General features: G+C 69.9%; 23 protein-coding genes and 1 pseudogene. 16 read left to right on the top strand and 8 right to left on the bottom strand.

From position 1 onward, the window contains the following. The first annotated feature begins 235 nt into the window (after positions 1-235). From V5D55_RS08200 to V5D55_RS08215, 4 genes are read left to right on the top strand one after another with little or no spacing between them, the layout of a single operon-like run. The gene (locus V5D55_RS08200) at positions 236-931 is read left to right on the top strand and encodes a GntR family transcriptional regulator (RefSeq protein ID WP_435748906.1); all 696 of its coding nucleotides are present in this window, start codon (positions 236-238) and stop codon (positions 929-931) included. Between the two features lie 23 nt (positions 932-954). After that, the gene (locus tag V5D55_RS08205) at positions 955-1,656 is read left to right on the top strand and encodes a GntR family transcriptional regulator (RefSeq protein WP_435748907.1); all 702 of its coding nucleotides are present in this window, start codon (positions 955-957) and stop codon (positions 1,654-1,656) included. Positions 1,657-1,697: 41 nt separating this feature from the next. Then, positions 1,698-1,919 carry a ribbon-helix-helix domain-containing protein gene (locus V5D55_RS08210; RefSeq protein WP_435748908.1) on the top strand — a complete coding sequence of 74 codons (222 nt, stop codon included), beginning with the start codon at positions 1,698-1,700 and terminating at the stop codon, positions 1,917-1,919. Then, positions 1,916-2,287 (top strand): type II toxin-antitoxin system PemK/MazF family toxin, encoded by a 372-nt coding sequence (locus V5D55_RS08215; RefSeq protein WP_435748909.1) that lies wholly within the window; start codon positions 1,916-1,918, stop codon positions 2,285-2,287. Before V5D55_RS08210 ends, V5D55_RS08215 begins: the two co-directional genes overlap by 4 nt. Before the next feature lie 36 nt (positions 2,288-2,323). Here V5D55_RS08215 and V5D55_RS08220 read toward each other — a convergent pair whose 3' ends face one another. Next, positions 2,324-4,423, bottom strand: coding sequence for an APC family permease (locus V5D55_RS08220; protein WP_435748910.1), 2,100 nt, complete (start codon positions 4,421-4,423; stop codon positions 2,324-2,326). A 169-nt stretch (positions 4,424-4,592) separates the two neighbouring features. On the opposite strand from V5D55_RS08220, the gene V5D55_RS08225 reads away from it, so the two are divergent. The 6 genes from V5D55_RS08225 to V5D55_RS08250 all read left to right on the top strand — a co-directional run bounded on the left by V5D55_RS08225 (position 4,593) and on the right by V5D55_RS08250 (position 11,371). Beyond that, positions 4,593-5,291, top strand: a complete 699-nt coding sequence (locus V5D55_RS08225) for a GTP pyrophosphokinase (protein WP_435748911.1) — start codon at positions 4,593-4,595, stop codon at positions 5,289-5,291. A gap of 106 nt (positions 5,292-5,397) precedes the next feature. Next, positions 5,398-7,821 (top strand): FdhF/YdeP family oxidoreductase, encoded by a 2,424-nt coding sequence (locus tag V5D55_RS08230; RefSeq protein WP_435748912.1) that lies wholly within the window; start codon positions 5,398-5,400, stop codon positions 7,819-7,821. A gap of 1 nt (position 7,822) precedes the next feature. After that, positions 7,823-8,731 (top strand): formate dehydrogenase accessory sulfurtransferase FdhD, encoded by a 909-nt coding sequence (gene fdhD, locus V5D55_RS08235; RefSeq protein WP_435748913.1) that lies wholly within the window; start codon positions 7,823-7,825, stop codon positions 8,729-8,731. A gap of 100 nt (positions 8,732-8,831) precedes the next feature. Continuing rightward, positions 8,832-10,418, top strand: a complete 1,587-nt coding sequence (locus tag V5D55_RS08240) for a molybdopterin-dependent oxidoreductase (protein ID WP_435748914.1) — start codon at positions 8,832-8,834, stop codon at positions 10,416-10,418. Positions 10,419-10,457: 39 nt separating this feature from the next. Continuing rightward, positions 10,458-10,946, top strand: coding sequence for a MogA/MoaB family molybdenum cofactor biosynthesis protein (locus V5D55_RS08245; protein ID WP_435748916.1), 489 nt, complete (start codon positions 10,458-10,460; stop codon positions 10,944-10,946). Then, complete coding sequence (locus V5D55_RS08250) at positions 10,943-11,371, top strand: molybdenum cofactor biosynthesis protein MoaE (protein ID WP_435748917.1); 429 nt, start codon at positions 10,943-10,945, stop codon at positions 11,369-11,371. The genes V5D55_RS08245 and V5D55_RS08250 overlap by 4 nt, the downstream gene beginning before the upstream one ends. 128 nt (positions 11,372-11,499) lie before the next feature. Here V5D55_RS08250 and V5D55_RS08255 read toward each other — a convergent pair whose 3' ends face one another. The 4 genes from V5D55_RS08255 to V5D55_RS08270 are packed head-to-tail and all read right to left on the bottom strand — an operon-like array spanning position 11,500 to position 14,238. After that, positions 11,500-11,733, bottom strand: coding sequence for a MoaD/ThiS family protein (locus V5D55_RS08255; protein ID WP_435748918.1), 234 nt, complete (start codon positions 11,731-11,733; stop codon positions 11,500-11,502). Further along, positions 11,730-12,224, bottom strand: a complete 495-nt coding sequence (moaC, locus tag V5D55_RS08260; protein WP_435748919.1) for a cyclic pyranopterin monophosphate synthase MoaC — start codon at positions 12,222-12,224, stop codon at positions 11,730-11,732. Before moaC ends, V5D55_RS08255 begins: the two co-directional genes overlap by 4 nt. Continuing rightward, on the bottom strand, positions 12,224-13,456 hold the full coding sequence (locus V5D55_RS08265) for a molybdopterin molybdotransferase MoeA (RefSeq protein WP_435748920.1): 1,233 nt from the start codon (positions 13,454-13,456) through the stop codon (positions 12,224-12,226). Before V5D55_RS08265 ends, moaC begins: the two co-directional genes overlap by 1 nt. After that, positions 13,453-14,238 carry a HesA/MoeB/ThiF family protein gene (locus V5D55_RS08270; RefSeq protein WP_435748921.1) on the bottom strand — a complete coding sequence of 262 codons (786 nt, stop codon included), beginning with the start codon at positions 14,236-14,238 and terminating at the stop codon, positions 13,453-13,455. The genes V5D55_RS08265 and V5D55_RS08270 overlap by 4 nt, the downstream gene beginning before the upstream one ends. A gap of 274 nt (positions 14,239-14,512) precedes the next feature. Between V5D55_RS08270 and V5D55_RS08275 the strand changes: the two genes are divergently transcribed. From V5D55_RS08275 to V5D55_RS08300, 6 genes and pseudogenes are all read left to right on the top strand, one after another. Then, positions 14,513-14,905 (top strand): TOBE domain-containing protein, encoded by a 393-nt coding sequence (locus V5D55_RS08275; RefSeq protein ID WP_435748922.1) that lies wholly within the window; start codon positions 14,513-14,515, stop codon positions 14,903-14,905. A gap of 1 nt (position 14,906) precedes the next feature. Next, positions 14,907-15,679 (top strand): annotated as a pseudogene (gene modA, locus V5D55_RS08280) (molybdate ABC transporter substrate-binding protein). Next, on the top strand, positions 15,676-16,464 hold the full coding sequence (gene modB, locus V5D55_RS08285; protein ID WP_435748923.1) for a molybdate ABC transporter permease subunit: 789 nt from the start codon (positions 15,676-15,678) through the stop codon (positions 16,462-16,464). Before modA ends, modB begins: the two are co-directional and overlap by 4 nt. Continuing rightward, positions 16,461-17,516 carry a sulfate/molybdate ABC transporter ATP-binding protein gene (locus V5D55_RS08290; protein WP_435748924.1) on the top strand — a complete coding sequence of 352 codons (1,056 nt, stop codon included), beginning with the start codon at positions 16,461-16,463 and terminating at the stop codon, positions 17,514-17,516. Before modB ends, V5D55_RS08290 begins: the two co-directional genes overlap by 4 nt. Positions 17,517-17,626: 110 nt before the next feature. Continuing rightward, entirely contained in the window at positions 17,627-18,709 is a 1,083-nt protein-coding gene (gene moaA, locus V5D55_RS08295) for a GTP 3',8-cyclase MoaA (protein ID WP_435748925.1), read from the top strand. Between the two features lie 52 nt (positions 18,710-18,761). Continuing rightward, positions 18,762-19,028: a hypothetical protein gene (locus V5D55_RS08300; protein WP_435748926.1), complete on the top strand. Its 267-nt coding sequence runs from the start codon at positions 18,762-18,764 to the stop codon at positions 19,026-19,028. A gap of 17 nt (positions 19,029-19,045) precedes the next feature. On the opposite strand, the gene V5D55_RS08305 is transcribed toward V5D55_RS08300, so the two are convergent. Genes V5D55_RS08305 through V5D55_RS08315 form a run of 3 tightly spaced genes read right to left on the bottom strand, consistent with a single transcriptional unit; the run spans position 19,046 to position 21,242 of the window. After that, positions 19,046-20,026 carry a carbohydrate kinase family protein gene (locus V5D55_RS08305; protein ID WP_435748928.1) on the bottom strand — a complete coding sequence of 327 codons (981 nt, stop codon included), beginning with the start codon at positions 20,024-20,026 and terminating at the stop codon, positions 19,046-19,048. After that, on the bottom strand, positions 20,002-20,334 hold the full coding sequence (locus V5D55_RS08310) for a hypothetical protein (RefSeq protein ID WP_435748929.1): 333 nt from the start codon (positions 20,332-20,334) through the stop codon (positions 20,002-20,004). Before V5D55_RS08310 ends, V5D55_RS08305 begins: the two co-directional genes overlap by 25 nt. Further along, on the bottom strand, positions 20,334-21,242 hold the full coding sequence (locus V5D55_RS08315; RefSeq protein ID WP_435748930.1) for an SIS domain-containing protein: 909 nt from the start codon (positions 21,240-21,242) through the stop codon (positions 20,334-20,336). Before V5D55_RS08315 ends, V5D55_RS08310 begins: the two co-directional genes overlap by 1 nt. Positions 21,243-21,423 lie beyond the last annotated feature (181 nt).

The raw sequence follows: 21,423 nt of genomic DNA on the forward strand, positions 1-21,423 counted from the left end.
CTCCAGAAGCCTTTCGCCGTCGACGGCGTCAGTTCGGAGCCGTTCTCGAGAAGTTGGTCACCATCAGGAGGAGGCAGCGGCCCGGTGCGGGGACACGGGGGATCGGGCGCAACTGGGGATGACGCCCTCGCGGACCGCTGCCCTTTCCTCGACGGTACGCAAGGCCGCCCCATCCGCGTGAAGTTTCAGTGCCTGATGTGTGGTGCGCCGTGCCCTGGCGTCATAGTGTGTGGCCGTGGACGATGCCAGTGACCCCCTGCCGCTCCCGCCCCGGGAGCTCATCCGGGACCAGGTCTTCGCGATGCTCGCAGAGGAGATCGTCTCGGGCCGCCTGCTCCCTCTCGAGGAGATCCGTGCGCAAGACCTGCAGGCCGAGTTCGGGGTGTCGCGCACACCGATCCGTGAGGCGCTGACCCGCCTCGCCGACGTCGGACTGATCGAGGTCAGCACGAACCGCTTCACCCGCGTGGCTCCCATCGACCTGTTCGCCCAGGCCGACCGTGTGGAGGCGGCCGCAGCCATGGTCGGATACGCCGCCCTGACAGTCATCCCGACCTTCTCCGACGCGCAGATCGCATCGTTCGGCGTCCGCATCGACCAGCTCCTCGCGTTCGACCTCACGCTCGCCGGCAGCCGCGAGGTCCGCGGGCACTGGTACGGCCTCTGGGGTTCGCTGGTGCTCGCGACCGGGAACCGCACGATGATCGAGATCCTCGATGGACAGCTGGCGCTGCACCTGACGCGCACGATCCCTCGGCAGCGCACGCCGCAGGACATCGCGGACTTCCTCCGGGAGTCGCTGGAGGAGCTTCGCGGGCTCGTACGTCAGCGCGACGCCTCTGCCGCCCGCACTCTCATCGAGGAGGTCTTCCGGCGGTCGTCGATCGACCCGCTCCGTGAAGCCGCGAGAGCGGTCGCCGGCACGTCCTAGCGGTGCGGTGCCAGGATGATCCCATGGCGGATGACGAGAGCATCGAATCGCTGATGTCGACGCGGATGCTGCGCGGCCTCACGGCGGCGCCGCGGGTCCGCTCCCGGTCGGATGCCGTCGTCGAGGCCCTCACGGCGGCGATCGAGTCCGGCGACCTCGCCGCGGGTGATCCGCTGTCGGTGTCTGCGCTGACCCAGCGGCTCTCGGTGTCGGCCGCGACCGTGCGCTCCGCGCTCGGGGTGCTCGACGGGATGCACCTGATCGAGCATCGCCTGAACCGCGCCTCTGCGGTGATCTCCCCCACGCCGAGCTGGTTCGTCGCCGTGGTCGCCGAATGCTCGGGGCTGTCGGTGGTCGGTGCTGAACGGGGCATCGCCCGGGCGTCCGACGAGCAGATCGCCGCGTTCGTCGCGGGTGCAGCGCGGGCGACCGCACTCTGGGACCGCGAGGAGCACGACCAGATCTTCGGCGCGGAGGCGCTGTGGCACCTGCTCGACCTGCTCGCCGCGTTCTCGGGCAACCCGTACCTGAGCAGTCTGCACGCGTCGAAGCGCGCGGCTCTCGTGCTCGGCATCCGCTCGCTCAGCCGGCCACGCAACCCGGTGATGCTGCGCTCGGCGGTCGACGCGCTCGTCCGGGCGGTCTCCGCTCGCGATCGGGCGGAGGCCAGCGACATCGTGCGCGACCTCTACACGTTCGTCGTCGACGGCGTCGAAGATCTCTGAGGCGGTAGCAAAGGTATTGCTACCGGGGTAGCATTTCGGTCATGAGCAACGCGAAGGTGAGCCTGAGCCTCAGCGAGAGCGACATCGCCTTCCTCGACACGGAGCAGCTGAGCGGTCGCTACGCGTCGCGATCCGCGGCGGTGCAGGACGCCGTGCGGCTTCTCCGCGAGAGCCGGCTCGCCGATGCGTATGCGGAGGCCTTTGGCGGCGGCTATGACGAGGAGTGGGATGCCGCCGTCGAAGACGGATTGGCGACCGCGTGAGCGACGTCGCCGTCAGCCTGCTCCGCCGAGGGCAGATCGTGCTCGTGTCGCTCGACCCCGCCGTCGGCTCCGAGGCCGCCAAGACCAGACCCGCGGTTGTGGTGAGCAACAACACGGCGAACGCCGTCGCCGCCCGGTACCCGCGTGCCACAGTGACGGTCGTTCCGGTGACCTCCAACACTTCGAACGTGCTGCCCTTTCACGTTCTGCTTCCGGCCACGGCGACCGGTCTCGACCGTGACTCCAAGGCGCAGGGCGAGCAGGTCCGCACGATCGCCACTGGGCGGATCGTCCGCCCGATCGGTTGGGTGCCCGCCGAGCTCATGGCGGCGATCGGCGACGCCCTCCGGCTGCATCTGTCGCTCTGATCAGGGCGCGCACGGGAGCGGCAAGAGAGGCAGCCGTCAGGCCTGCGGCGGGCCTTCCGGGCGGTGGGCACGCCGACCGGACACCACCACCGGACGCCCCGCGCGCTCCTGCCCGGGCAGGGGGCGCGAGCGACGGCCGTAGATCAGCTCGGAGGAGTCGAGCAGCCACGGCACGAGCGTGATCGACACCCCGTGCACGAGCATGAGCTGGTTCGCCACCCGGCGTGCACGGCGGTTGTGCAGGAACGACTCCCACCAGTGGCCGACGATGTACTGCGGCAGGTACACGGTCACGACGGACGACCCGTGCTTCGCCCGGTACTGCTTGATGAACTGTGCGACGGGTTGCGCGAACGACCGGTACGGCGATTCGAGGATGAGCAGGGGGATGGGCATCAGGTGGTCTGCCCATTGCTGCTGCAGTTCCGCCGCGGCATCCGCATCGACGGCCACGTGCACCGCGATGGTCTTGCCGTGCTTCGCGGCCACGGCGTAGTCGACGGCCTTCGCGACCGGCTTCTGCAGTCGGCTGACCATGACGATGGCCACGTCGCCGGTCGCGCCGAAGCGCGTGATGTCGTCGATCGCGATCTCGTGGTCGACGTCGCGGTAGTAGCGCTTCACGCCCATCATGAGGAAGGCGAGGATCGGGATGGCGAAGAACACCAGGTACGCGCCATGGGTGAACTTCGTGATCGTCACGATCAGCAGCACCAGCACGGTCATGACCGCACCCGCCGAGTTGATGATGAGGCCCACTCTCGCGGAACGACGATCGGCGGCGGCTGCCCCGTCCATCGTGCCGGCGGCGCCGTCCGGCTGGCGCAGGATCCGCCGCCAATGCCGCACCATGCCGATCTGGCCGAGGGAGAACGACACGAAGACACCGATGATGTACAGCTGGATCAGCGTCGTCAGTCGGGCCTGGAACACCACCAGCACGAGGATCGCGCCGATCCCGAGCAGGATCATGCCGTTCGAGAACACGAGGCGGTCGCCGCGGGTGTTGAGCGACTTGGGGGCGTAGCCGTCGCGGGCGAGCACGGCGCCCAGGAGGGGGAAGCCGTTGAACGCCGTGTTCGCTGCGAGGAGGAGCACACAGGCGGTCGCCGCCTGCACGATGAAGAACAGGATGCTGCCACCGCCGAAGGTCGCGGCGGCGATCTGCGCCATCAGGCTCGGTTGTGGGTTCGTGCAGTCGAAGCCGATGAGGTCGCAGGGATTCTCGGCGTAGTGCACGCCGGTGATCAGGGCGAGGGCCGTGAGGCCGGCGAACAGGCACGCGGCGATCGAGCCCATCAGCACGAGGGTCGACTGGGCGTTGCGCACCTTCGGGGCGCGGAAGGCCGGCACGCCGTTCGACACGGCCTCGACGCCCGTGAGGGCCGAGCATCCGCTCGAGAACGCTCGCAGCACCAGCAGGATGACGGCCGCCTGGCCGAGGTCGTCCGAGTGCACCGCGAACTCCGCGCTCGAGGCGACGGGCGCATCGCCGAGGAAGGTACGGATGAGTCCGGTCACGATCATGAAGCCGACGGAGCCGATGAACAGGTACGTCGGGATCGCGAACACCAGCGACGCCTCGCGCACCCCGCGGAGGTTCACGATGATGATCAGGACCACGAACCCGACCGCGAGCTCGATGCGGAAGGGATCGAGGCCCGGCACGGCGGAGATGATGTTGTCGACACCGGACGCGACGGACACGGCGACGGTCAGCACGTAGTCCACGAGCAGTGCCGCGGCCACGATCACCCCGGGGATCTCGCCGAGATTCTTCGACGCGACCTCGTAGTCGCCGCCGCCGGACGGGTACGCCTTGATGAGCTGCCGGTAGCTGAGCACCACCACGATCAGCAGCAGGACGACGGCCGCGGCGACGAGCGGCGTGAACGACAGGAACGTGAGACCGCCGATCAGCAGGATCATCACGAGCTCCTGCGGCGCGTACGCCACCGAGCTCAGCGCGTCGGACGCGAAGATCGGCAACGCCATCCGCTTCGGGAGCAGCTGGTCGTCGACCTGCTGGCTCGTGAGGGGGTCGCCGATGAGGATGCGCTTGACGCGGGGCGGGGCGTCCGTGCTTTCTCGGATTTCATCTGACACGTCCGGCGACGCTACGCCTCCCGACGGCATCCTCACAACCTCCTCACGGAATCCCTACGGCGCAGAGAGCGTCCCTCACGGAATCCTTACGGATGCCCCGCGTTGTCGCCCGGATGGTCGAGGGTGTCCAGGCGGAGGCCCATTTCGGGATGCTGCGATCCACAGGGGTTTCCGATCACGAACCCGTAACGTCGAGAGCATGACGACCCTTCAGGTCACCGAAGACTCCATCCGCAAGACACGCGAACTTCGTGACGAGTTCCAGCGTTTCCTGCGCGAATACGAGTTCGGGATGCGCGAGGTCGAGACGAAGATCTCGATCCTCCGTGACGAGTTCACCCATGACCACGCATACAACCCGATCGAGCACGTGAAGAGTCGGCTGAAGACGCCGGACAGCATCGTCGAGAAGATCGCGCGCAAGGGCATCGATGAGCCGGACTTCGACCGCATCCGCGCCGAGATCACCGACATCGCCGGGGTTCGCGTGACGTGCAGCTTCGTCGCCGACGTGTACCAGCTGTTCGATCTGCTCACCCAGCAGGACGACGTCACCGTGCGGGTCGTCAAGGACTACATCGCCGAGCCGAAGGACAACGGCTACAAGAGCCTGCACGCCATCATCGAGGTCCCGGTGTTCCTGTCGACCGGTGCGCTGCTGGTGCCCGTCGAGGTGCAGTTCCGCACCATCGCGATGGACTTCTGGGCAAGCCTCGAGCACAAGATCTACTACAAGTTCTCGAACCAGGTGCCGTCGCACCTCGTCGACAGCCTGACGGATGCCGCGGCGGCCGCCGCCGAACTGGACACCCGTATGGAGCGCCTGCACCGCGAGGCGCACGGCGTGCCCCGGCGGCAGCTCGCCCCGCCGCCGCCCCCGCGCATCGTCGGAGTCTGACGTCCCGTTACCGAGGTTCAGCTACCGTAAACACGGGTGACGGCGTCGACCGTCGTGTTCACAGCGCGCGGACCCCCGCGTCAGACACCTGGCCTAACATGGCGCCATGGCGACGAAGGCACCGAAGACCGACATCGATGAGAGCGGTATCCGCGTCTCGAAGCCGAAGAAGGTCGCCGTCGGGGTGCCGGCGGTGCTGCACGCGCTGCAGATCGCGAACGAGCAGATGGGTGTCGTCCGCTCGGTGCAGACTCTCGCCCAGGTGAACCAGAAGGACGGCTTCGACTGCCCCGGCTGCGCGTGGCCGGAGGAGAGCAAGCGCCACCTCGCGGAGTTCTGTGAGAACGGGGCCAAGGCGGTCGCGGAAGAGGCGACCCGACGCACCGTCGATCCCGCGTTCTTCGCGGCCCACTCGATCGACGAACTGCGCGGCCACGACGACTGGTGGCTCGGGCAGCAAGGGCGGCTGACGCATCCGATGATCCTCGACGAGGGCGCGACGCACTACCGGCCGCTCTCCTGGGATGATGCGCTGCGCGAGGTGTCCGACGAGATCGCGGCGGTCGACGACCCCGACGAGACCGTCTTCTACACCTCGGGCCGCACCTCGAACGAGGCAGCCTTCCTCTACCAGCTGCTGGTGCGCGGCATCGGCACGAACAACCTGCCCGACTGCTCGAACATGTGTCACGAGTCCAGTGGTTCCGCGCTCACCGAGACCATCGGCATCGGCAAGGGCACGGTCTCGATCGAAGACGTGCACGACGCCGACCTCCTGATCGTCGCGGGGCAGAATCCCGGTACCAACCACCCGCGCATGCTCTCGGCCCTCGAGAAGGCGAAGCAGCGCGGCGCTCGGGTCATCGCCGTGAACCCGCTGCCCGAAGCCGGCCTGATGCGGTTCGAGAACCCGCAGACTCCGCGGGGTGTGGCCTTCGGCGGCACGAAGATCGCCGACCGGTTCGTGCAGATCCGCTCGGGTGGAGACCAGGCGCTGTTCCAGGCCATCGGCAAGCATCTGCTCGAGGTGGAGGAGCGCGAGGGCGGCGTGCTCGATCACGCCTTCATCGACGCTCACACCAGCGGCATCGACGCCTACCGCGAGGCGATGGCGAGCGCCGCCTGGGCGTCGCTCACCGAGGCGACCGGCATGACCGAGGCCGAGCTGCGCGAGATCGCCGAAGATGTGCGCACCTCGAAGGCCACGATCGTCTGCTGGGCGATGGGCCTCACCCAGCACAAGCATTCGGTGCCGACCCTGCGTGACGTGGTCAATGTACTGCTGCTGCAGGGCAACATCGGACGCAAGGGAGCGGGCGTCTGCCCTGTGCGCGGGCACTCCAACGTGCAGGGCGACCGCACCGTCGGCATCTACGAGAAGCCGTCCGAGGCATTCCTCGAGGCCCTCGATCGTGAGTTCGAATTCACCGCTCCGCGGGAGCACGGCTTCGACACCGTCGAGGCGATCCGCGCGATGCGCGATGGCCGCGTGCGCGTGTTCATGGGCATGGGCGGCAACTTCGTCTCGGCCACCCCCGACACCGCCGTCGTCGAGGCGGCGATGGCCCGGGTGAACCTCACCGTGCACGTATCGACCAAGCTCAACCGTTCGCACGTCGTCACGGGCCGTCGCGCGATCATCCTTCCGACACTCGGGCGCACCGACCGCGACCGGCGCGGTGACACCGAACAGCGCATCACCGTCGAGGACTCGATGGGCGCCGTGCACGCCTCCCGCGGTCGACTGGCGCCGCCCGCCGACGACCTGCTCAGCGAGGTCGCCATCGTCGCCCGCCTCTGCGGGCACCTTTTCGCAGACGGATCGTCGCCGGCCGTGGCGCCCGTGTCGCACGACGGCGACGCGGAGCGGGGGCTCCCCGAGCACGGCGAGATCGAAGCGGAACGCCGCACGCCGCGGCCGTCGAACTCACCTCAGGCCGACTGGGCCGCTCTCGAGACGGACTACGCCCTCATCCGCGCACACATCGCCCGTGTGATCCCGGGGTTCGAGGACTACGACGCGCGCATCCAGAAGGGCCGCACGTTCTTCCTTCCCAACGGCCCCCGCGACGAGCGCCGGTTCGCCACGGTCGACGGCAGGGCACGCTTCACGGCCAACCCGCTGGAGTTCCCCGTGATCCCGCCGGGGCGACTGCTGTTGCAGACCGTGCGCTCGCACGATCAGTACAACACCACGATCTACGGCAAGGACGACCGGTATCGCGGCATCCGCGGCGGTCGACGGGTCGTGCTCGTCAACGCCGAAGACATCGCGGAGTTCGGGTTGGCCGACGGAGAAGTCGTCGACCTGGTCTCGGAATGGGCACGCCCCGACGGTTCCGTCGAAGAGCGCCGGGCGGAGGAGTTCCGCATCGTCTCGTACTCCACACCGCGCGGAAACGCGGCCGCGTACTATCCCGAGACGAACGTGCTCGTGCCGCTGGACTCGGTCGCCGACGTCAGCGGCACGCCCACGTCGAAGGCCGTGATCATCCGCCTCGAGCGCCGTGCGCGCGGGATCGGCGACTGACGTGGGTCGCCTCACTTCTCGCTCCCCCGTCACCCGCATCGTGGTCGCCGACGACGGCATCTCGGTCGGGCGGCGTCCCGACACCCTGGCCGTCGAGGAGCCCCTCGAGATCCGCCTCTCGGGCAGCCCGCTCACCGTGACGATGCGCACCCCCGGCCACGACGTCGAGCTCGCCGCGGGCTTCCTCGTCTCGGAGGGCGTGATCTCGATGGGCGGCGACTTCCGCTCGGCCATCCACTGTGGCGGACCCGGCACGGGCGGCGGCGCACCCGGCGCGGTCGGGCCGCTGTTGAGCATCGGCTCCGCGCCGCCGGCATCCGCTCTTTCCACGGGCAATACCTACAACGTGCTCGACGTGACGCTCCGTCCCGGTCTCGAACCGCTGGTGACCGACATCGCCCGCAACTTCTACACGACGAGCTCGTGCGGGGTCTGCGGGGTCGCGTCGATCGAGGCGATCGAGAAGAAGTCGCGTTTCGACGTCGCCGCGGATGACGTGGCGGCGGATGCTGCGCTGCTGCTCGCGCTCCCCGACAAGCTGCGTGCGGGGCAGGCGGTGTTCGAGAAGACCGGCGGCCTGCACGCCGCCGCGCTGTTCGACGCGGCGACGGGAGACCTGCTGGTGCTGCGGGAAGACGTCGGGCGGCACAACGCCGTCGACAAGGTGCTCGGCTGGGCCGCACTCGACGACCGTCTGCCGCTGAGCGGCACCGTGCTGCAGGTCTCCGGACGGGCGAGCTTCGAGCTGGTGCAGAAGGCGGTGATGGCCGGCATCCCGATCCTCTCCGCCGTCTCCGCGCCCTCGTCGCTGGCCGTCGAGCTCGCCGCGGCATCCGGCCTCACCCTCGCCGGCTTCGTGCGGGGGAACTCGCTCAACGTGTACGCGCGGCCCGACCGCGTGCGCGTCTGAGAGTCGAGGAAGCGCGACCGAGGCGCGTGAAGTCCGATCCGTTCGGGCTCTGTCTCCGAACTACCTGCGAGCACCTTCACGGGTGGAACAGGAGACGATCATGGCCGAGCGGCGCAGCGGGAAACGATTCATCGCATGGTCCGCGCTCGCGGGCGTGATCGGCGGTGCGGTGTTCCTCGCCACGGCGGAGCTGTTCGCACTGATCTTCGCTCGCTCGGCCAGCCCGCTCCTCGCGGTCGGCGGGTTCGTGATCGACATCGTGCCGCAGCCGTTCAAGGAGTTCGCGATCGCCACCTTCGGCGAGTACGACAAGATCGCGCTGCTGGCGGGCCTCGGTCTCGCCGTGGTCATCGCCTCGGCGATCGCCGGCATCCTGCAGCTGGTGCGCCCGCCGCTGGGAATCGTCGCGTTGATCGTCGCCGGCGCACTCTCGACTGCCGCGATCGTCACGCGTGCCGGTGTCACCGCGCTCGCCTTCCTGCCGCCGGTGCTGGGCACGATCGTCGGCTCCGTGATCCTGTTCTTCCTCATCCGCCGCCTGCGGTCCTGGCGGAAAGCGGCTGTCGGTGAGCGGACGGACGACGGTGACGTGCCCGAGAACCCCGCCGCGCCGCGCGCCTTCGACCGTCGCCGCTTCTTCGCCCTCGCGGCGATCTCCGGAGCATCCGCGATCATCGTCGGCATCACCGCCCGAGCCGTGAGCATGACCGTCGGATCCGTCGAGACGATCCGCAAAGCCCTCAACCTGCCGGCCGCGCGCACGAAGGTGACCGTGCCGGACGGCGCCGAACTCGACATCAAGGGGCTGAGCAAGCTGTTCACCCCGAACAAGGACTTCTACCGCGTCGACACTGCACTCACCGTGCCGACGATCGACCCCGACACCTGGCGGCTCGTGATCGACGGCATGGTCGATCAGCGGGTCGAGATGTCGTTCCAGGACCTCCTCGACATGGGGCTCGACGAGTACGCGATCACCCTGACCTGCGTCTCGAACGAGGTCGGCGGCGAGCTCGTGGGCAACGCGATGTGGCTCGGCGTGCCGCTGCGCGACGTGCTGAAGAAAGCGGGAGTGAAGTCCGGTGCCGACATGGTGCTCTCCAAGAGCGTCGACGGATACACCGCGAGCACTCCGCTGGCAGCACTGACCGATGACAACCTCGACGCGATCCTCGCGGTCGGCATGAACGGCGAGCCGCTGCCGCTCGAGCACGGCTTCCCCGTGCGGATGGTCGTGCCGGGGCTCTACGGCTACGTCTCCGCGACCAAGTGGCTCACCGAGCTCAAGGTCACGACCTTCGCCGACGACAAGGCCTACTGGACGCCGCGCGGCTACAGCGAAGAGGCGCCGATCAAGTTCTCGTCGCGGCTCGACACCCCCAGCATCGGCGAGGCCGTGCCCGCAGGCAAGATCCCGATCGCGGGCGTCGCCTGGGCTCAGTCCGTCGGCATCGAGCGGGTCGAGGTGAAGATCGACGAGGGCGAGTGGACGCCGGTGACCCTGTCGAAGCCGATCAACGACGACACCTGGGTGCAGTGGTTCATGGAATGGGACGCGACTCCCGGTACGCACTATGTGGCGGTCCGCGCGATCAACAAGAACGGCGATCTGCAGATCGAGGACCGCGCACCCATCGCCCCGAACGGGTCGTCGGGCTGGCAGCGCTCGCTGATCCGCGTCACCTGATCCGGTGTGGCCCGATGCTCCGACACCTAGGGTGGAGCCATGACGTCGCATCCGGCCCTCGTGATCACCGTCTCGGACCGATCCTTCCGCGGAGAACGCGAGGACCGCGGCGGGCCGATCGCCGTCGGGCTCCTGCGGGACGCCGGCTGGCAGTGCCCGGATGCCGAGATCATCGAAGACGGCGCGAGCTCCGTCGCGGATGCGCTGCGGAGAGCCGCTGCGCGCGGCATCCGACTGATCGTGACGACCGGCGGAACGGGCGTGAGTCCGCGTGACCAGACGCCGGAGGGTACGAGCCGGGTGATCACCCGCGAGATCCCGGGCATCGCCGAAGAGCTGCGCCGCAGCGGCCTCGCCGATACGCCTCTGTCGGTGCTGTCGCGGGGTGTTGCCGGCATCATCGACCCGTACGGCACGCTGGTCGTGAATCTTCCCGGGTCGACGCGCGCCGTGGCATCCGGAGTACCCGTCGTGCTCGGCGTCGCCGCGCACATCATCGATCAGACAGAAGGCGGAGACCACTCATGAACGACGTACGACTGGCTGCGATGAGCGAGGAACTGCTCGATCTCGACGCGCATCTGCGCGCGGTGGAAGACCCCCGCCTCGGCGGAGTGACGACGTTCGTCGGGCGCGTGCGCGACAACGACCCCGACGCCCAGACCCCCGTGATCGGTCTCGAGTACAGCGCCCACCCGGAAGCCGAGGCGGCACTGCGACGCATCGCCGAGAACGCCGGTGGTGACGCGAGTGCCGTCGTCGCGGTCAGCCACCGCATCGGTCGACTGGAGGTCGGCGACGCGGCCGTCGTGATCGCCGTCGCCTCCGAGCATCGCGCCGAGGCGTTCGAGGTGTGCCGCGCGGTCATCGAAGACATCAAGCGTGACCTCCCGGTGTGGAAGCGTCAGCTCGAATCCGACGGATCCACGACGTGGAAGGGCATCGGCGGCTGAGCCGCCGCCCGTTTCATCTGCAGGCGGGTTTCACATCTGCAGGTCGAAAAGCCCGGATTCTGCCTGCAGGTGTGTTCTGGGCCGACAAATCGGGCCGCGCGTCGGTTCGGGTCGCCCCGAGACCTGCCTCACCCGCCCGCGAACGGCGGGAGCACGTCGATGAGCTGGGCGTCGTCGAGCGAGCGGTCGTCGTCAGCGCGCACCCCGTCGACCATCACGGCGCAGCGCGGCAGGATGTCGGTGAGGGCCGGATGCTGCGCGACGACAGCCGCGCGGAAGGCCAGGAGCGTGCGCTCGGCGCGCTCCTCGGCATCCGTGCCCGCGGCCTCTGCGGCGGCGGCGAAGTAGCGAACGCGGGTCATCGTGCGCCCCCCTGGCCGTCTTCGCCCGGGCGCACCCAGTCGCCCGAGCGTCCGCCGGACTTCGCGACGATGCGCACGTTCTCGATCACGACCGACCGGTCGATGCCCTTGATCATGTCGACGACCGCCAGCGCGGTCACCGACACCGCGGTCAGCGCCTCCATCTCGACGCCGGTGCGGTCGGCGGTGCCGACGGTCGCCTCGATGAGGACGCCGTCGTCGACGATGTCGAGCTCGACGCTCGCACGGTGCACACCGATCACGTGCGCCAGGGGGAGCAGTGCCGGAGTCGACTTCGCGGCCTGGATGCCGGCGATGCGGGCGACCGCGATCACGTCGCCCTTCGGAGCCGTGCCGTCACGGAGTGCCGCGATCACCTCGGTGCTGCAGCGCACGAAGCCGCGCGCGGTCGCCGAACGGACAGTGGGCTGCTTCGCGGTCACGTCGACCATGTGCGCGCGGCCGGCCGCGTCCAGGTGAGGGAAGCTCATCAGACCAGCATGACATCGATCACGTCGCCCACGGCGACAGCATCGACGTCGGCCGGCACGATCGCGAACGCCTGGGCGCGGGCGAGGCCGCCGGCGAGGTGCGAACCCGAGCCGCCGGCAGTCGCCGGGCGGACGGTGCGTGCGGCGAGGTCGACGACGGCGGGGAGGTACTGCCGGCGGCCGGGCGGCGGGGTCCACGCGGCATCCGCCGTGAAGGTCGCCCGCGGACGCTGGATGTCGGTGCGGCCCTGCATCGCGAGGAGGGCCGGGCGCACGAACACCTCGAACGACACCGCCACGCTCACCGGGTTCCCGGGGAGTCCGAAGACCAGTGCCCCGGTGTTCAGCACCCCGAACGCCTGCGGCTTGCCCGGCTGCATCGAGACGCCCACGAACTCGACTTCGCCCTGACCGTCGAAGGCTCCGCGCACGGGCTCGTAGGCCCCGGCGCTCACACCGCCCGTGAACACGATGACATCGGCGCCGAGGGCGACGGCCTCGGCCGTGACCGCCCGAACAGCGTCGGCCTCGTCGGGCACGCGCGCGACGAGCACGACCTCGGCGCCGGCATCCGCCACCAGCTGCTCGAGCAGCGGTCCGTTCGAATCGGGGATGCGACCCCGGGCCGCGGGCTCACCTGGCGCGAGCAGTTCGCTGCCGGTCGAGACGACCGCCACGCGGGGCGCCCGGGTCACGGTCACCTCGGAGATGCCGGCGGCGACGGCGGCCGCGACCTGGAAGGCCCCGAGGCGCTCGCCCGCGTGCACGACCTCGTCGCCCGCGTGCAGGTCGGCTCCGCGTCGACGGATGAATGCGCCGGGCTTGGCGGGAGCGCGCAGCACGCGCACCTCACCCAGGGAGTCCGCCAGGCCGCCGGCCGTGTCCTCGAACGGCACGATCGCGTCGGCATCGGTAGGGGCGGGGGATCCGGTCATGATGCGAGCGGCCTCGCCCTGGCCGAGCGGCGGGTCGAGCGCGACGCCGGCCGGGAGATCGGCCACGACGCGCAGCGTGACAGGGTCGGCATCGGATGCTGTGGCGACATCGACCGCGCGCACCGCGAAGCCGTCCATCGCGGAGTTGTCGAACAGCGGGATGTCGTGGGCGGCGCGGGCAGGGTCGGAAAGGGTGCGGCCCGCGGCATCCGACACCGCCTGGGTCTCCGCCTCGAGCACGTGGACGGCGTCGAGGACGCGGGAGAGCTGGTCTTCGACCGTGCGCAGAGCAGTCATGCCGACACCGCCTGGGCCGCCGCGGATGCCGGTCGGATCGCGATCTCGTGCTGTCGAGCGGTGAGCGCATCGATGATCGCGAGTCGCCCGAGCAGGGGTTCCCCGGCCCCGGTGACGAGCTTCACGACCTCGCTCGCCAGCATCCCGCCGACCTGCACGCACAGTGCTCCGAGCACACCGACCTGGGCGCAGCTGGGCGGCTCGCCCTCGGTGCCGAGAGGGAAGAGGTCCTCGAGCACGACCGGGTCTCCCGTGGGCGGCTTCGACCAGAACACGGTCGCCTGGGCGTGCCACTCCTGCACGGCGCCCCAGACCAGCGGGACGCCGAGCGTCTCGGCGGCGGCGGCGACGTCGCGGCGGGTCGCGAACGAGTCGCTCGTGTCGACGACCACGTCGGCACCGGAGAGCAGGCGCTCGGCGTTGGAGGCACCGAGGCGTTCGGCGAACTGGGTGACGACGGTCTGCGGGGCGAGCGCCGTGATCGCGCGCTCGGCGGATGCCGTCTTCAGGGTGCCGATGTCGTCGACCCTGTGCACGAGCTGGCGCTGCAGATTGGTCAGCTCCACGACATCGTCGTCGATCACGGTGAGGGCGCCGACGCCGGCCGCGGCGAGCGCGAGCAGCACGGGCGAGCCGAGACCGCCGGCCCCGACGACCGTGACGCGGGCGGCGCTGAGCCGCCGCTGCCCTTCTTCTCCGATGCCGGCGAGCACCGCATGCCGGGCGGTGCGGACGAGTTCGGTCGGCTCCAGGGCAGGCACGGGCGCGACGAGTGGTTGCATGGATTCAGGGTATGCCCGATGGGTGTGGGTGCGACCGTGGATGTCTGGTCCCCGTGATCGGCATCGGGCACGGATCGGCCATTCGGGGGACAGGCGGGGATGACCGACGTTTCGCGGAGCCCGTGACGTTTCGCGGACTCTTCCGTGGGGATCGGTCCGCGAAACGTCATCTCCTCCGTGAATCGTCGTGCCACTGATCCGACACCGGCCTCGCTTGTTACGCAGAATCGGATGAAACCGGCCGGATACTCCGCATCTGCGGTAGATTCACGGAATGCAGACCTACCGGATCGCCCGCGCCGCACAGCTCCTCGGGGTGAGCGACGACACCATCCGTCGCTGGATCGAGCACGGCCTGCTCCCCGTGACGGATGCCGCGCCGGCCGAGATCCCGGGCGATGCTCTCGCTGCCCGCGCGATCGCGCTCGCCGAAGAGGCGAAGGCATCGGACCATCTCCTCTCCAGCGCCCGCAACCGCTTCATCGGCATCGTGACCCGCGTGCAGATCGACGGGCTGATGGCGCAGATCGACCTCCAGTCCGGGCCGCACCGTGTCGTCTCGCTGATGTCGGCCGAGGCCGCGCGCGAACTGCAGCTCGAGGTCGGCTCTCTCGCCACCGCATCCGTCAAGGCGACGCAGGTCGTCGTCGAGATCCTGAAGGACTGACATGACCCGCGCCGTCCGTCGCTCAGCCCTCGCATTCCTGGGGGCCGCCGTGCTCGCCCTCACCGGGTGCGCCCCGGCCGCCCCAACCCCGTCGCCCACCGACGACGCGAGCAGCCTGACCGGTGAGCTCACGGTCTACGCCGCCGCCTCGCTCTCCGGGGCGTTCGACACGATCGCCGAGGAGTTCACCGCTGAGAACCCCGACGTGAAGGTCAGCCCGGTCTACGACGGCTCGTCGACTCTCGTCACGCAGATCCTCGAGGGCGCCCCGGCCGACGTGTTCGCCTCGGCGGATGAGGCCAACATGGAGAAACTGACGGATGCTGCGCTCGATCCGGCGCTGTTCGCCTCGAACACCCTCGTGATCGCGGTGCCCGCCGGCAACCCCGGCGGCGTGAAGACCCTTGCCGATCTCGCCGAGGTGACGACGGTGCTGTGCGCTCCCGAGGTGCCGTGCGGCGCCGCATCCGCGAAGCTCCTCGACGCCGCCGACGTCGCGGTCGAGGCGGCGAGCCTCGAGCAGAACGTGACCGCCGTGCTCACCAAGGTCGCGGCCGGAGAAGCCGACGCCGGCCTCGTCTACGCCACCGACGTGGTCGGGCGCGACGATGTCGAGGTCATCGTGCCCGAGGGGCCGGCGACGTCGTCAACCACTATCCGATCGCCGCGCTCGCCGATGCCGCGAATCCGGATGCCGCCGCCGCCTTCGTCTCATTCGTGCTGTCGGATGCAGGGCAGAAGGTTCTGTCCGACTTCGGGTTCGGGAAGCCATGAGCGCCGGCGGCGCGCAAGGGTATGCGCCCCGCGCGCTCGCCATCCCTGCGTTGATCGGGTTGGCGTTCCTCGTCGTGCCGCTCGCGGCGCTGATCGCCCGCGTGCAATGGTCGACGTTCGTCGCCGACGTGACGTCCGCGGCCGCACTCTCGGCGCTCGCCCTCTCGCTCGGCACCGGACTCGTCGCGACCGTCCTGTGCATCATCGTCGGCGTGCCCCTCGCGCTGTTCATCGCTCGATCGGGGCCGAGGCTGGCCGCTGTGCTGCGGGCAGCAGTCACCGTCCCGCTCGTGCTGCCGCCCATGGTCGGCGGCGTCGCCCTGCTCTACCTGTTCGGTCGCGCGGGCTGGCTCGGCGGACTGGGACTCTCGTTCAGCACGCCCGCCGTGGTTCTCGCGCAGACCTTCGTCGGCCTGCCGTTCCTCGTGCTCGCCGTCGAAGGCGCAGTGCGCACCTCGGGCGTCGACTACGAGCGCACGGCCGCGGCTCTCGGAGCCGGTCGGTGGACGATCCTGCGCCGGATCACCCTGCCGCTCGCTGCGCCCGGCATCGTGGCCGGTGTCGTGCTGTGCTTCGCGAGGGCCATCGGCGAGTTCGGGGCCACGGCGCTCTTCGCCGGCAACCGACCGGGCGTCACCCAGACGATGCCCCTCGCGATCTACACCGCGTTCAACGGCGCCGGGGTGTCGCAGGGCGCGGCGGTCGCCCTCGCGCTGCTGCTGCTCGCTGCCGCGATCGCCGTCCTGCTGCTGGTGCGCGGCTGGCGACCGGGGGCGGCCCGATGAGCGGGCTTCGCGCCCACGTCGTCGTCGCACGCGAGCACTTCGCGGTCGACGTGAAGGTGGAGGTCGCGGCGGGAGAGACCGTAGCCGTGATGGGCCCGAGCGGTGCGGGAAAGTCCACGCTGCTCCAGGCGATCGCCGGTCTCGAACCGTTGGCCGCGGGCGAGATCGCCGTCGAGGATCGCATCGTCGACCGGGTCGCGGCTCCGCGCGTGCAGACCACCCCGATGAACCGCGGCATCGTGCTGCTCGGTCAGGACGCCCGCCTGTTCCCCCACCTGTCGGTGCGCGAGAACGTCGCCTTCGGTCCGCGCGCGGCCGGAGTGGATGCCCGCGCAGCCCGCGACTCCGCCGACGAGTGGTTGGAGCGGGTCGGCCTGCCCGGCGCCGGCGGGCGGATGCCGCGCGAGCTCTCCGGAGGTGAGGGCCAGCGCGTCGCCGTGGCCCGCGCGCTCGCGGCATCCCCTCGTGTGGTGCTGCTCGACGAGCCGCTCGTCGCACTCGATCCGGCGACGGCGGGGGAGATCCGGCGGATGCTGCGCGACCAGCTCGCGGGCATCACGACGATCGCGGTCACCCATGACGCGGCCGACGCGGTCGCGCTCGCCGAGCGTCTGATCGTCGTGGAGTCCGGCCGCGTCACGCAGAGCGGTCCGGTGCGCGAGGTGCTCGCCGCACCGGCATCCGGCTTCGTCGCATCGATCGCGGGGGTCAACAGGCTCGTCGGAGCGGCGGGTGGCGGCGCCTGGCGGAGCGGCGATGTGCGCCTCACGAGCGCGGATGCCGCGTCGCGCGCGACCGCGGCGACGGATGGGGTTGCGCTCGCCGCGGTGTTCCGCCCGCAGGACGTGCGTGTCGTCGACGGCGCGGCGACGGATGCCGACGCGTGGAGCGCCACGATCACGCGACTCGAGTCGACGCTCGCCGGCATCCACGTGCACACGACGGCGGGTCAGTTCGACGTCCCGCTGGCGGACTCGACGGGTCTTGCGCTCGGCGATCCGGTGCGGCTGCGGATCGACCCGGCGCACGTGCGGTTCGTGCCGGTGGAGTGACGCTCGTCGCTCGCGCGAGACTGGCAATGTGCCGCCCTTCGACGTCACGCTCGCCCGGGCAGTCCCCGCGCGGGTTAAGCTCGAAGGATGTCGAAGAGCGAGGGCGCACGATGACGGCCGTACCGGTCGTGATCGGCATGCGTGCGCCCGAGGTCGCGGCCGCCCCCGGTACCGTCCCGACCTCCGGAGCCCTCGTCGACACCCACGGCCGCGTGCACCGCGACCTGCGCATCTCGCTCACCGACCGCTGCTCGTTGCGCTGCACGTACTGCATGCCCGAGCAGGGCAACGAGTGGCTCGCGCGCAGCAGCATCCTCTCCACCGACGAGATCGTCGAGGTCGCCGAGGTGGCTGCCTCTCTCGGCATCCGCACCTTCCGGCTGACCGGAGGGGAACCGCTGCTCCGCGCCGACATCGTCGAGGTCGTGCGTCGGATCGCGCTCATCCAGGGAGAGGACGGCCCGGTCGAGGTCGCGATGACGACCAACGGCATCAGCCTCGCGAAGAAGCTCCCCGACCTGATCGCCGCTGGACTCACCCGTCTCAACATCAGCATCGACACGATCAACCGTCAGCGCTTCGCCGATCTCACCCGACGCGACCGCCTCGAAGACGTCTTCGAGGGGATCGCCGCCGCCGCGGCATCCGAACTTCGTCCGCTCAAGCTCAACGCGGTCGCGATGCGCGGCGTCAACGACGACGAGCTCGTCGACCTCACGGCCTTCGCCATGGAGGTGGGCGCGCAGCTGCGATTCATCGAGCAGATGCCGCTCGACGCCGGGCACACCTGGGACCGCACCACGATGGTCACGCGGGAGGAGATCCTCGCGTCGCTCCGCGAACGCTGGGACCTCGAGCCCGTCCCCGGCCGCGGCGGCGCTCCGGCCGAGAAGTGGCGGATCGACGGCGGCCCGCACGAGGTCGGCGTGATCGCGTCGGTCACGGCACCGTTCTGCGGCGCCTGCGACCGCCTGCGGCTGACAGCCGACGGCCAGCTCCGCAACTGCCTGTTCTCGAACGCGGAGTACGACCTCACCGGGGTGATGCGCGGAGAGGGCGCGGTGCCGGGTCAGCGTGCCGACGCCATCGCCGGGATGCTGCGCTCGTGCGTGCACGGAAAGCTGCCAGGGCACGCGATCGACGACCCCTCGTTCCTGCAGCCGGATCGCGGCATGAACGCCATCGGCGGTTGACCGGCCGTCGCCCCGCTTGCGGTCGATGGCCTCCTCCTGGGAGCATCGCCTGGTGGTGAGAACAGCGGATGCCGGGACCGAGAGCGTCGTCGACCTCGACGAACTCACCGGCATCGACCGCGAACCGCAGCGCTGCGAGTGCGATCACGGCGACGACACGGGCTATGCACCCTGCGGTCGCCGCGCCAAGTGGCGGGTCACGATCGACTGCGTCTGCGGCGAGGGGCATCCGCGGCGGGTCGAGATCCTGTGTTCCCGGTGTCTGCGCACGGTGCGGCAGGAGTACGGCCGCGAAGCTGTCACCGTGCGGCGCCTCTGAGCGCTGACCGGCTCGGTTCAGTCGACGGCGATCTGCGCGGCGAGAGCGGTGGCCGTCGCGCGATCCGGCTGTGCGCCGACGCCGCCGGCACCGCGCGTGGAGGCGGTCCCGCACGCGACGGCGAAGGCGATCGCCGCGTCCTCGGCCATGCCGAGCAGCCGTGCGGTGAGGAAGCCGGCGGCCAGGGTGTCTCCGGCGCCGACCGTGTCGACGAGTTGTGAGTCCAGAGGCGGCACGCCCGCCCGCACCCGCTCGACAGTGCCTCCTGCGCGTCGAGCCGCGACCGCGCCGTCGGCACCGAGCTTCGCGACGACCACCGCATCCGCCGGCATGATGTCGAGAAGTCGCTCGACGGCGGCATCGATGTCGGCCGCGCCGGTGATGCCGGTCAGCTCCTCCTCGTTCCCGAAGAAGACGTCGACGTGCGGCAGGAGGCCGAGGATGCCGGAGTCCCACTCTTCGGCGGGGTCGAAGTTGCCGTCCAGTGAAGTGGTCAGCCCGGCGAGGCGCGCCGCTCGGAACAGCGACGGCGCATCGGCGTGCAGGGCGTGCTGCAGGAAGTAGCTGCCGACGTGCAGGTGTGCGGCCGACGCGAGGTCGGCGGCAGTCACGTCGGCGGAGCGCACCGTGCCGATCGACCCCATCGAGGTGAGGATCGCGCGATCGCCGCTCGGGCGGGTGAGGTGGGTGGAGGCGCCGGTGGGCAGGCTGTCGTCGACGCGCACTCCGGCGGTGTCGACCCGACGCTCGGTGAGCTCGGCGTCGAGGAACCGGCCGAACGTGTCGTCACCGCGGACGCTGATCAGGCGGGTGGGGATGCCGAGGGCCGCGGCACCGCACGCCGTGATGGCGGAGGAGCTGCCCATGGTGAGCGTGGTCTGCGGCACGATCTGCTCGTGCTGCCCGAAGCGGATCTCATCGTCGACCTCGATGATCAGGTCGACGCACAGTTCGCCGACGACGAGCAGTCGACCTACGGATGCTGCGGCAGCAGCCATTCGCACCACGCTCCTTCTTGGCCGACACCGTGTCGGCGACTCCAGTCTGCCGCTGCGGTCCGGGCGGCTTCGCACGCGCGCCGCGTCTTCTCCGCACCGCGGTCGGAACCGTGGATGCTGATCAGCACCCATGGCTCGCCCACAGCATCCGTCGCTGCGCCGTTCGACACCGACGCGCGCACCGGCACCGACATCGCGATCACGTCGCCGGCGCCGAGCTCGAGCACGTCGGCGATCGCATCTGCGACGCAGGCGAGCAGGTCGCGCTCCTCGGCATGCGGCGCGACGGCGACCGTGACGACCGGCATCAGTCGGTGACGAGCACCGAGCGGTTGAGGAACGGAGGGGTGTCGGGGTTGCGCCCGCGGAGCGAGGCGAGCTCGACGGCGAGGCGGTGCACCAGCGGCAGGTTCGCCTGCGGGTCGAGGTCGTTCACGTACACGGACGCGCCGGTCGAGCGCACGTCGTCGGCGACCACGTCGGGAGCCTCGCCGAGGAACCAGACCAGCGTGTTCGGCCCGGCACAGGAGATGGGGCCGTGCTGGTACTCCCACATCGAGTACGCCTCGGTCCAGAATCCCGCCGACTCGCGCACCTTGAGGGCGGCCTCCTGTGCCAGACCGTTGCTCCAGCGGTGGCCGAGGAAGACGATGTGCTGCACCTGCGCGGGGTCGGCCGGCAGCGTCGCGGCCAGGGCGGCGCGTGCGTCGTCGACCAGCGTGGCGGGCACCTGACCGATCGATGCGCGGAGCGCGGTCAGACCGGTGGTGGCGAAACGCGTCTGCACGATCGACTTCTCGTCGGCGAAGTCGAGGTGCACCGTGCGGTCGGCGCAGAGCAGTCCGAGTGCGGTGTTCGTGTCGCCGAGGATCGCGGTGATCCGGTGCGTCGCGCCGTACCGCTCGACGAGCTCGACGACGTCGGCGGTCGTACCGGAGCGGGAGATGACCACGATGTGCTCGTCGTCGTCGATCCAGTCGAGTTCGCTGGGGATGGCAGCGCGCGTGCGTCCGAGCCCGGCGTCGTTGCGCAGGTAGGCGTATGCGTCGCCGACGTAGTAGGAGGTGCCGCAGCCGACCACGAGGACCTTCTCGCCGGCGGAGGGGAGGAGCGCGCTGTGCTGCTCGTTCAGGTCGAGCGCCTGCTGCCAGATCTCGGGCTGGCTCATGAGCTCCGCCCGCGTGATCACGCCGGATGCGGCGGTGGTTTCGTTCATCTCGCTGGTCCTTCAGATCTCTCCGCCGCCGCGCATGTGGCGACGATCTGTGCAGAGTCAATCAGAAATGAGCAAGGAATGAAAGTTCTTGACGGATTGGCGCGATTGTTGAATACTGCAACGACAGAGACGCCATGCAGCACCGATGCTGCGGGCGAGATCACGAGAAGGAGATCGCAGC

Origin of the sequence: Microbacterium sp. PMB16, assembly GCF_051294855.1 — a bacterium.
Classification (GTDB): domain Bacteria; phylum Actinomycetota; class Actinomycetes; order Actinomycetales; family Microbacteriaceae; genus Microbacterium.

Coding starts and splice junctions, on each gene's coding strand:
- V5D55_RS08255 (WP_435748918.1), bottom strand. CDS start 11,733: ATGACCCGCGTTCGCTACTTCGCCGCCGCCGCAGAGGCCGCGGGCACG.
- V5D55_RS08315 (WP_435748930.1), bottom strand. CDS start 21,242: ATGAACGAAACCACCGCCGCATCCGGCGTGATCACGCGGGCGGAGCTC.
- V5D55_RS08245 (WP_435748916.1), top strand. CDS start 10,458: ATGACGTCGCATCCGGCCCTCGTGATCACCGTCTCGGACCGATCCTTC.
- V5D55_RS08205 (WP_435748907.1), top strand. CDS start 955: ATGGCGGATGACGAGAGCATCGAATCGCTGATGTCGACGCGGATGCTG.
- V5D55_RS08225 (WP_435748911.1), top strand. CDS start 4,593: ATGACGACCCTTCAGGTCACCGAAGACTCCATCCGCAAGACACGCGAA.
- V5D55_RS08265 (WP_435748920.1), bottom strand. CDS start 13,456: ATGACTGCTCTGCGCACGGTCGAAGACCAGCTCTCCCGCGTCCTCGAC.
- V5D55_RS08305 (WP_435748928.1), bottom strand. CDS start 20,026: ATGGCTGCTGCCGCAGCATCCGTAGGTCGACTGCTCGTCGTCGGCGAA.
- V5D55_RS08275 (WP_435748922.1), top strand. CDS start 14,513: ATGCAGACCTACCGGATCGCCCGCGCCGCACAGCTCCTCGGGGTGAGC.
- moaC (WP_435748919.1), bottom strand. CDS start 12,224: ATGAGCTTCCCTCACCTGGACGCGGCCGGCCGCGCGCACATGGTCGAC.
- V5D55_RS08310 (WP_435748929.1), bottom strand. CDS start 20,334: ATGCCGGTCGTCACGGTCGCCGTCGCGCCGCATGCCGAGGAGCGCGAC.
- V5D55_RS08290 (WP_435748924.1), top strand. CDS start 16,461: ATGAGCGGGCTTCGCGCCCACGTCGTCGTCGCACGCGAGCACTTCGCG.
- V5D55_RS08240 (WP_435748914.1), top strand. CDS start 8,832: ATGGCCGAGCGGCGCAGCGGGAAACGATTCATCGCATGGTCCGCGCTC.
- V5D55_RS08220 (WP_435748910.1), bottom strand. CDS start 4,423: ATGCCGTCGGGAGGCGTAGCGTCGCCGGACGTGTCAGATGAAATCCGA.
- V5D55_RS08250 (WP_435748917.1), top strand. CDS start 10,943: ATGAACGACGTACGACTGGCTGCGATGAGCGAGGAACTGCTCGATCTC.
- V5D55_RS08230 (WP_435748912.1), top strand. CDS start 5,398: ATGGCGACGAAGGCACCGAAGACCGACATCGATGAGAGCGGTATCCGC.
- moaA (WP_435748925.1), top strand. CDS start 17,627: ATGACGGCCGTACCGGTCGTGATCGGCATGCGTGCGCCCGAGGTCGCG.
- V5D55_RS08210 (WP_435748908.1), top strand. CDS start 1,698: ATGAGCAACGCGAAGGTGAGCCTGAGCCTCAGCGAGAGCGACATCGCC.
- modB (WP_435748923.1), top strand. CDS start 15,676: ATGAGCGCCGGCGGCGCGCAAGGGTATGCGCCCCGCGCGCTCGCCATC.
- V5D55_RS08270 (WP_435748921.1), bottom strand. CDS start 14,238: ATGCAACCACTCGTCGCGCCCGTGCCTGCCCTGGAGCCGACCGAACTC.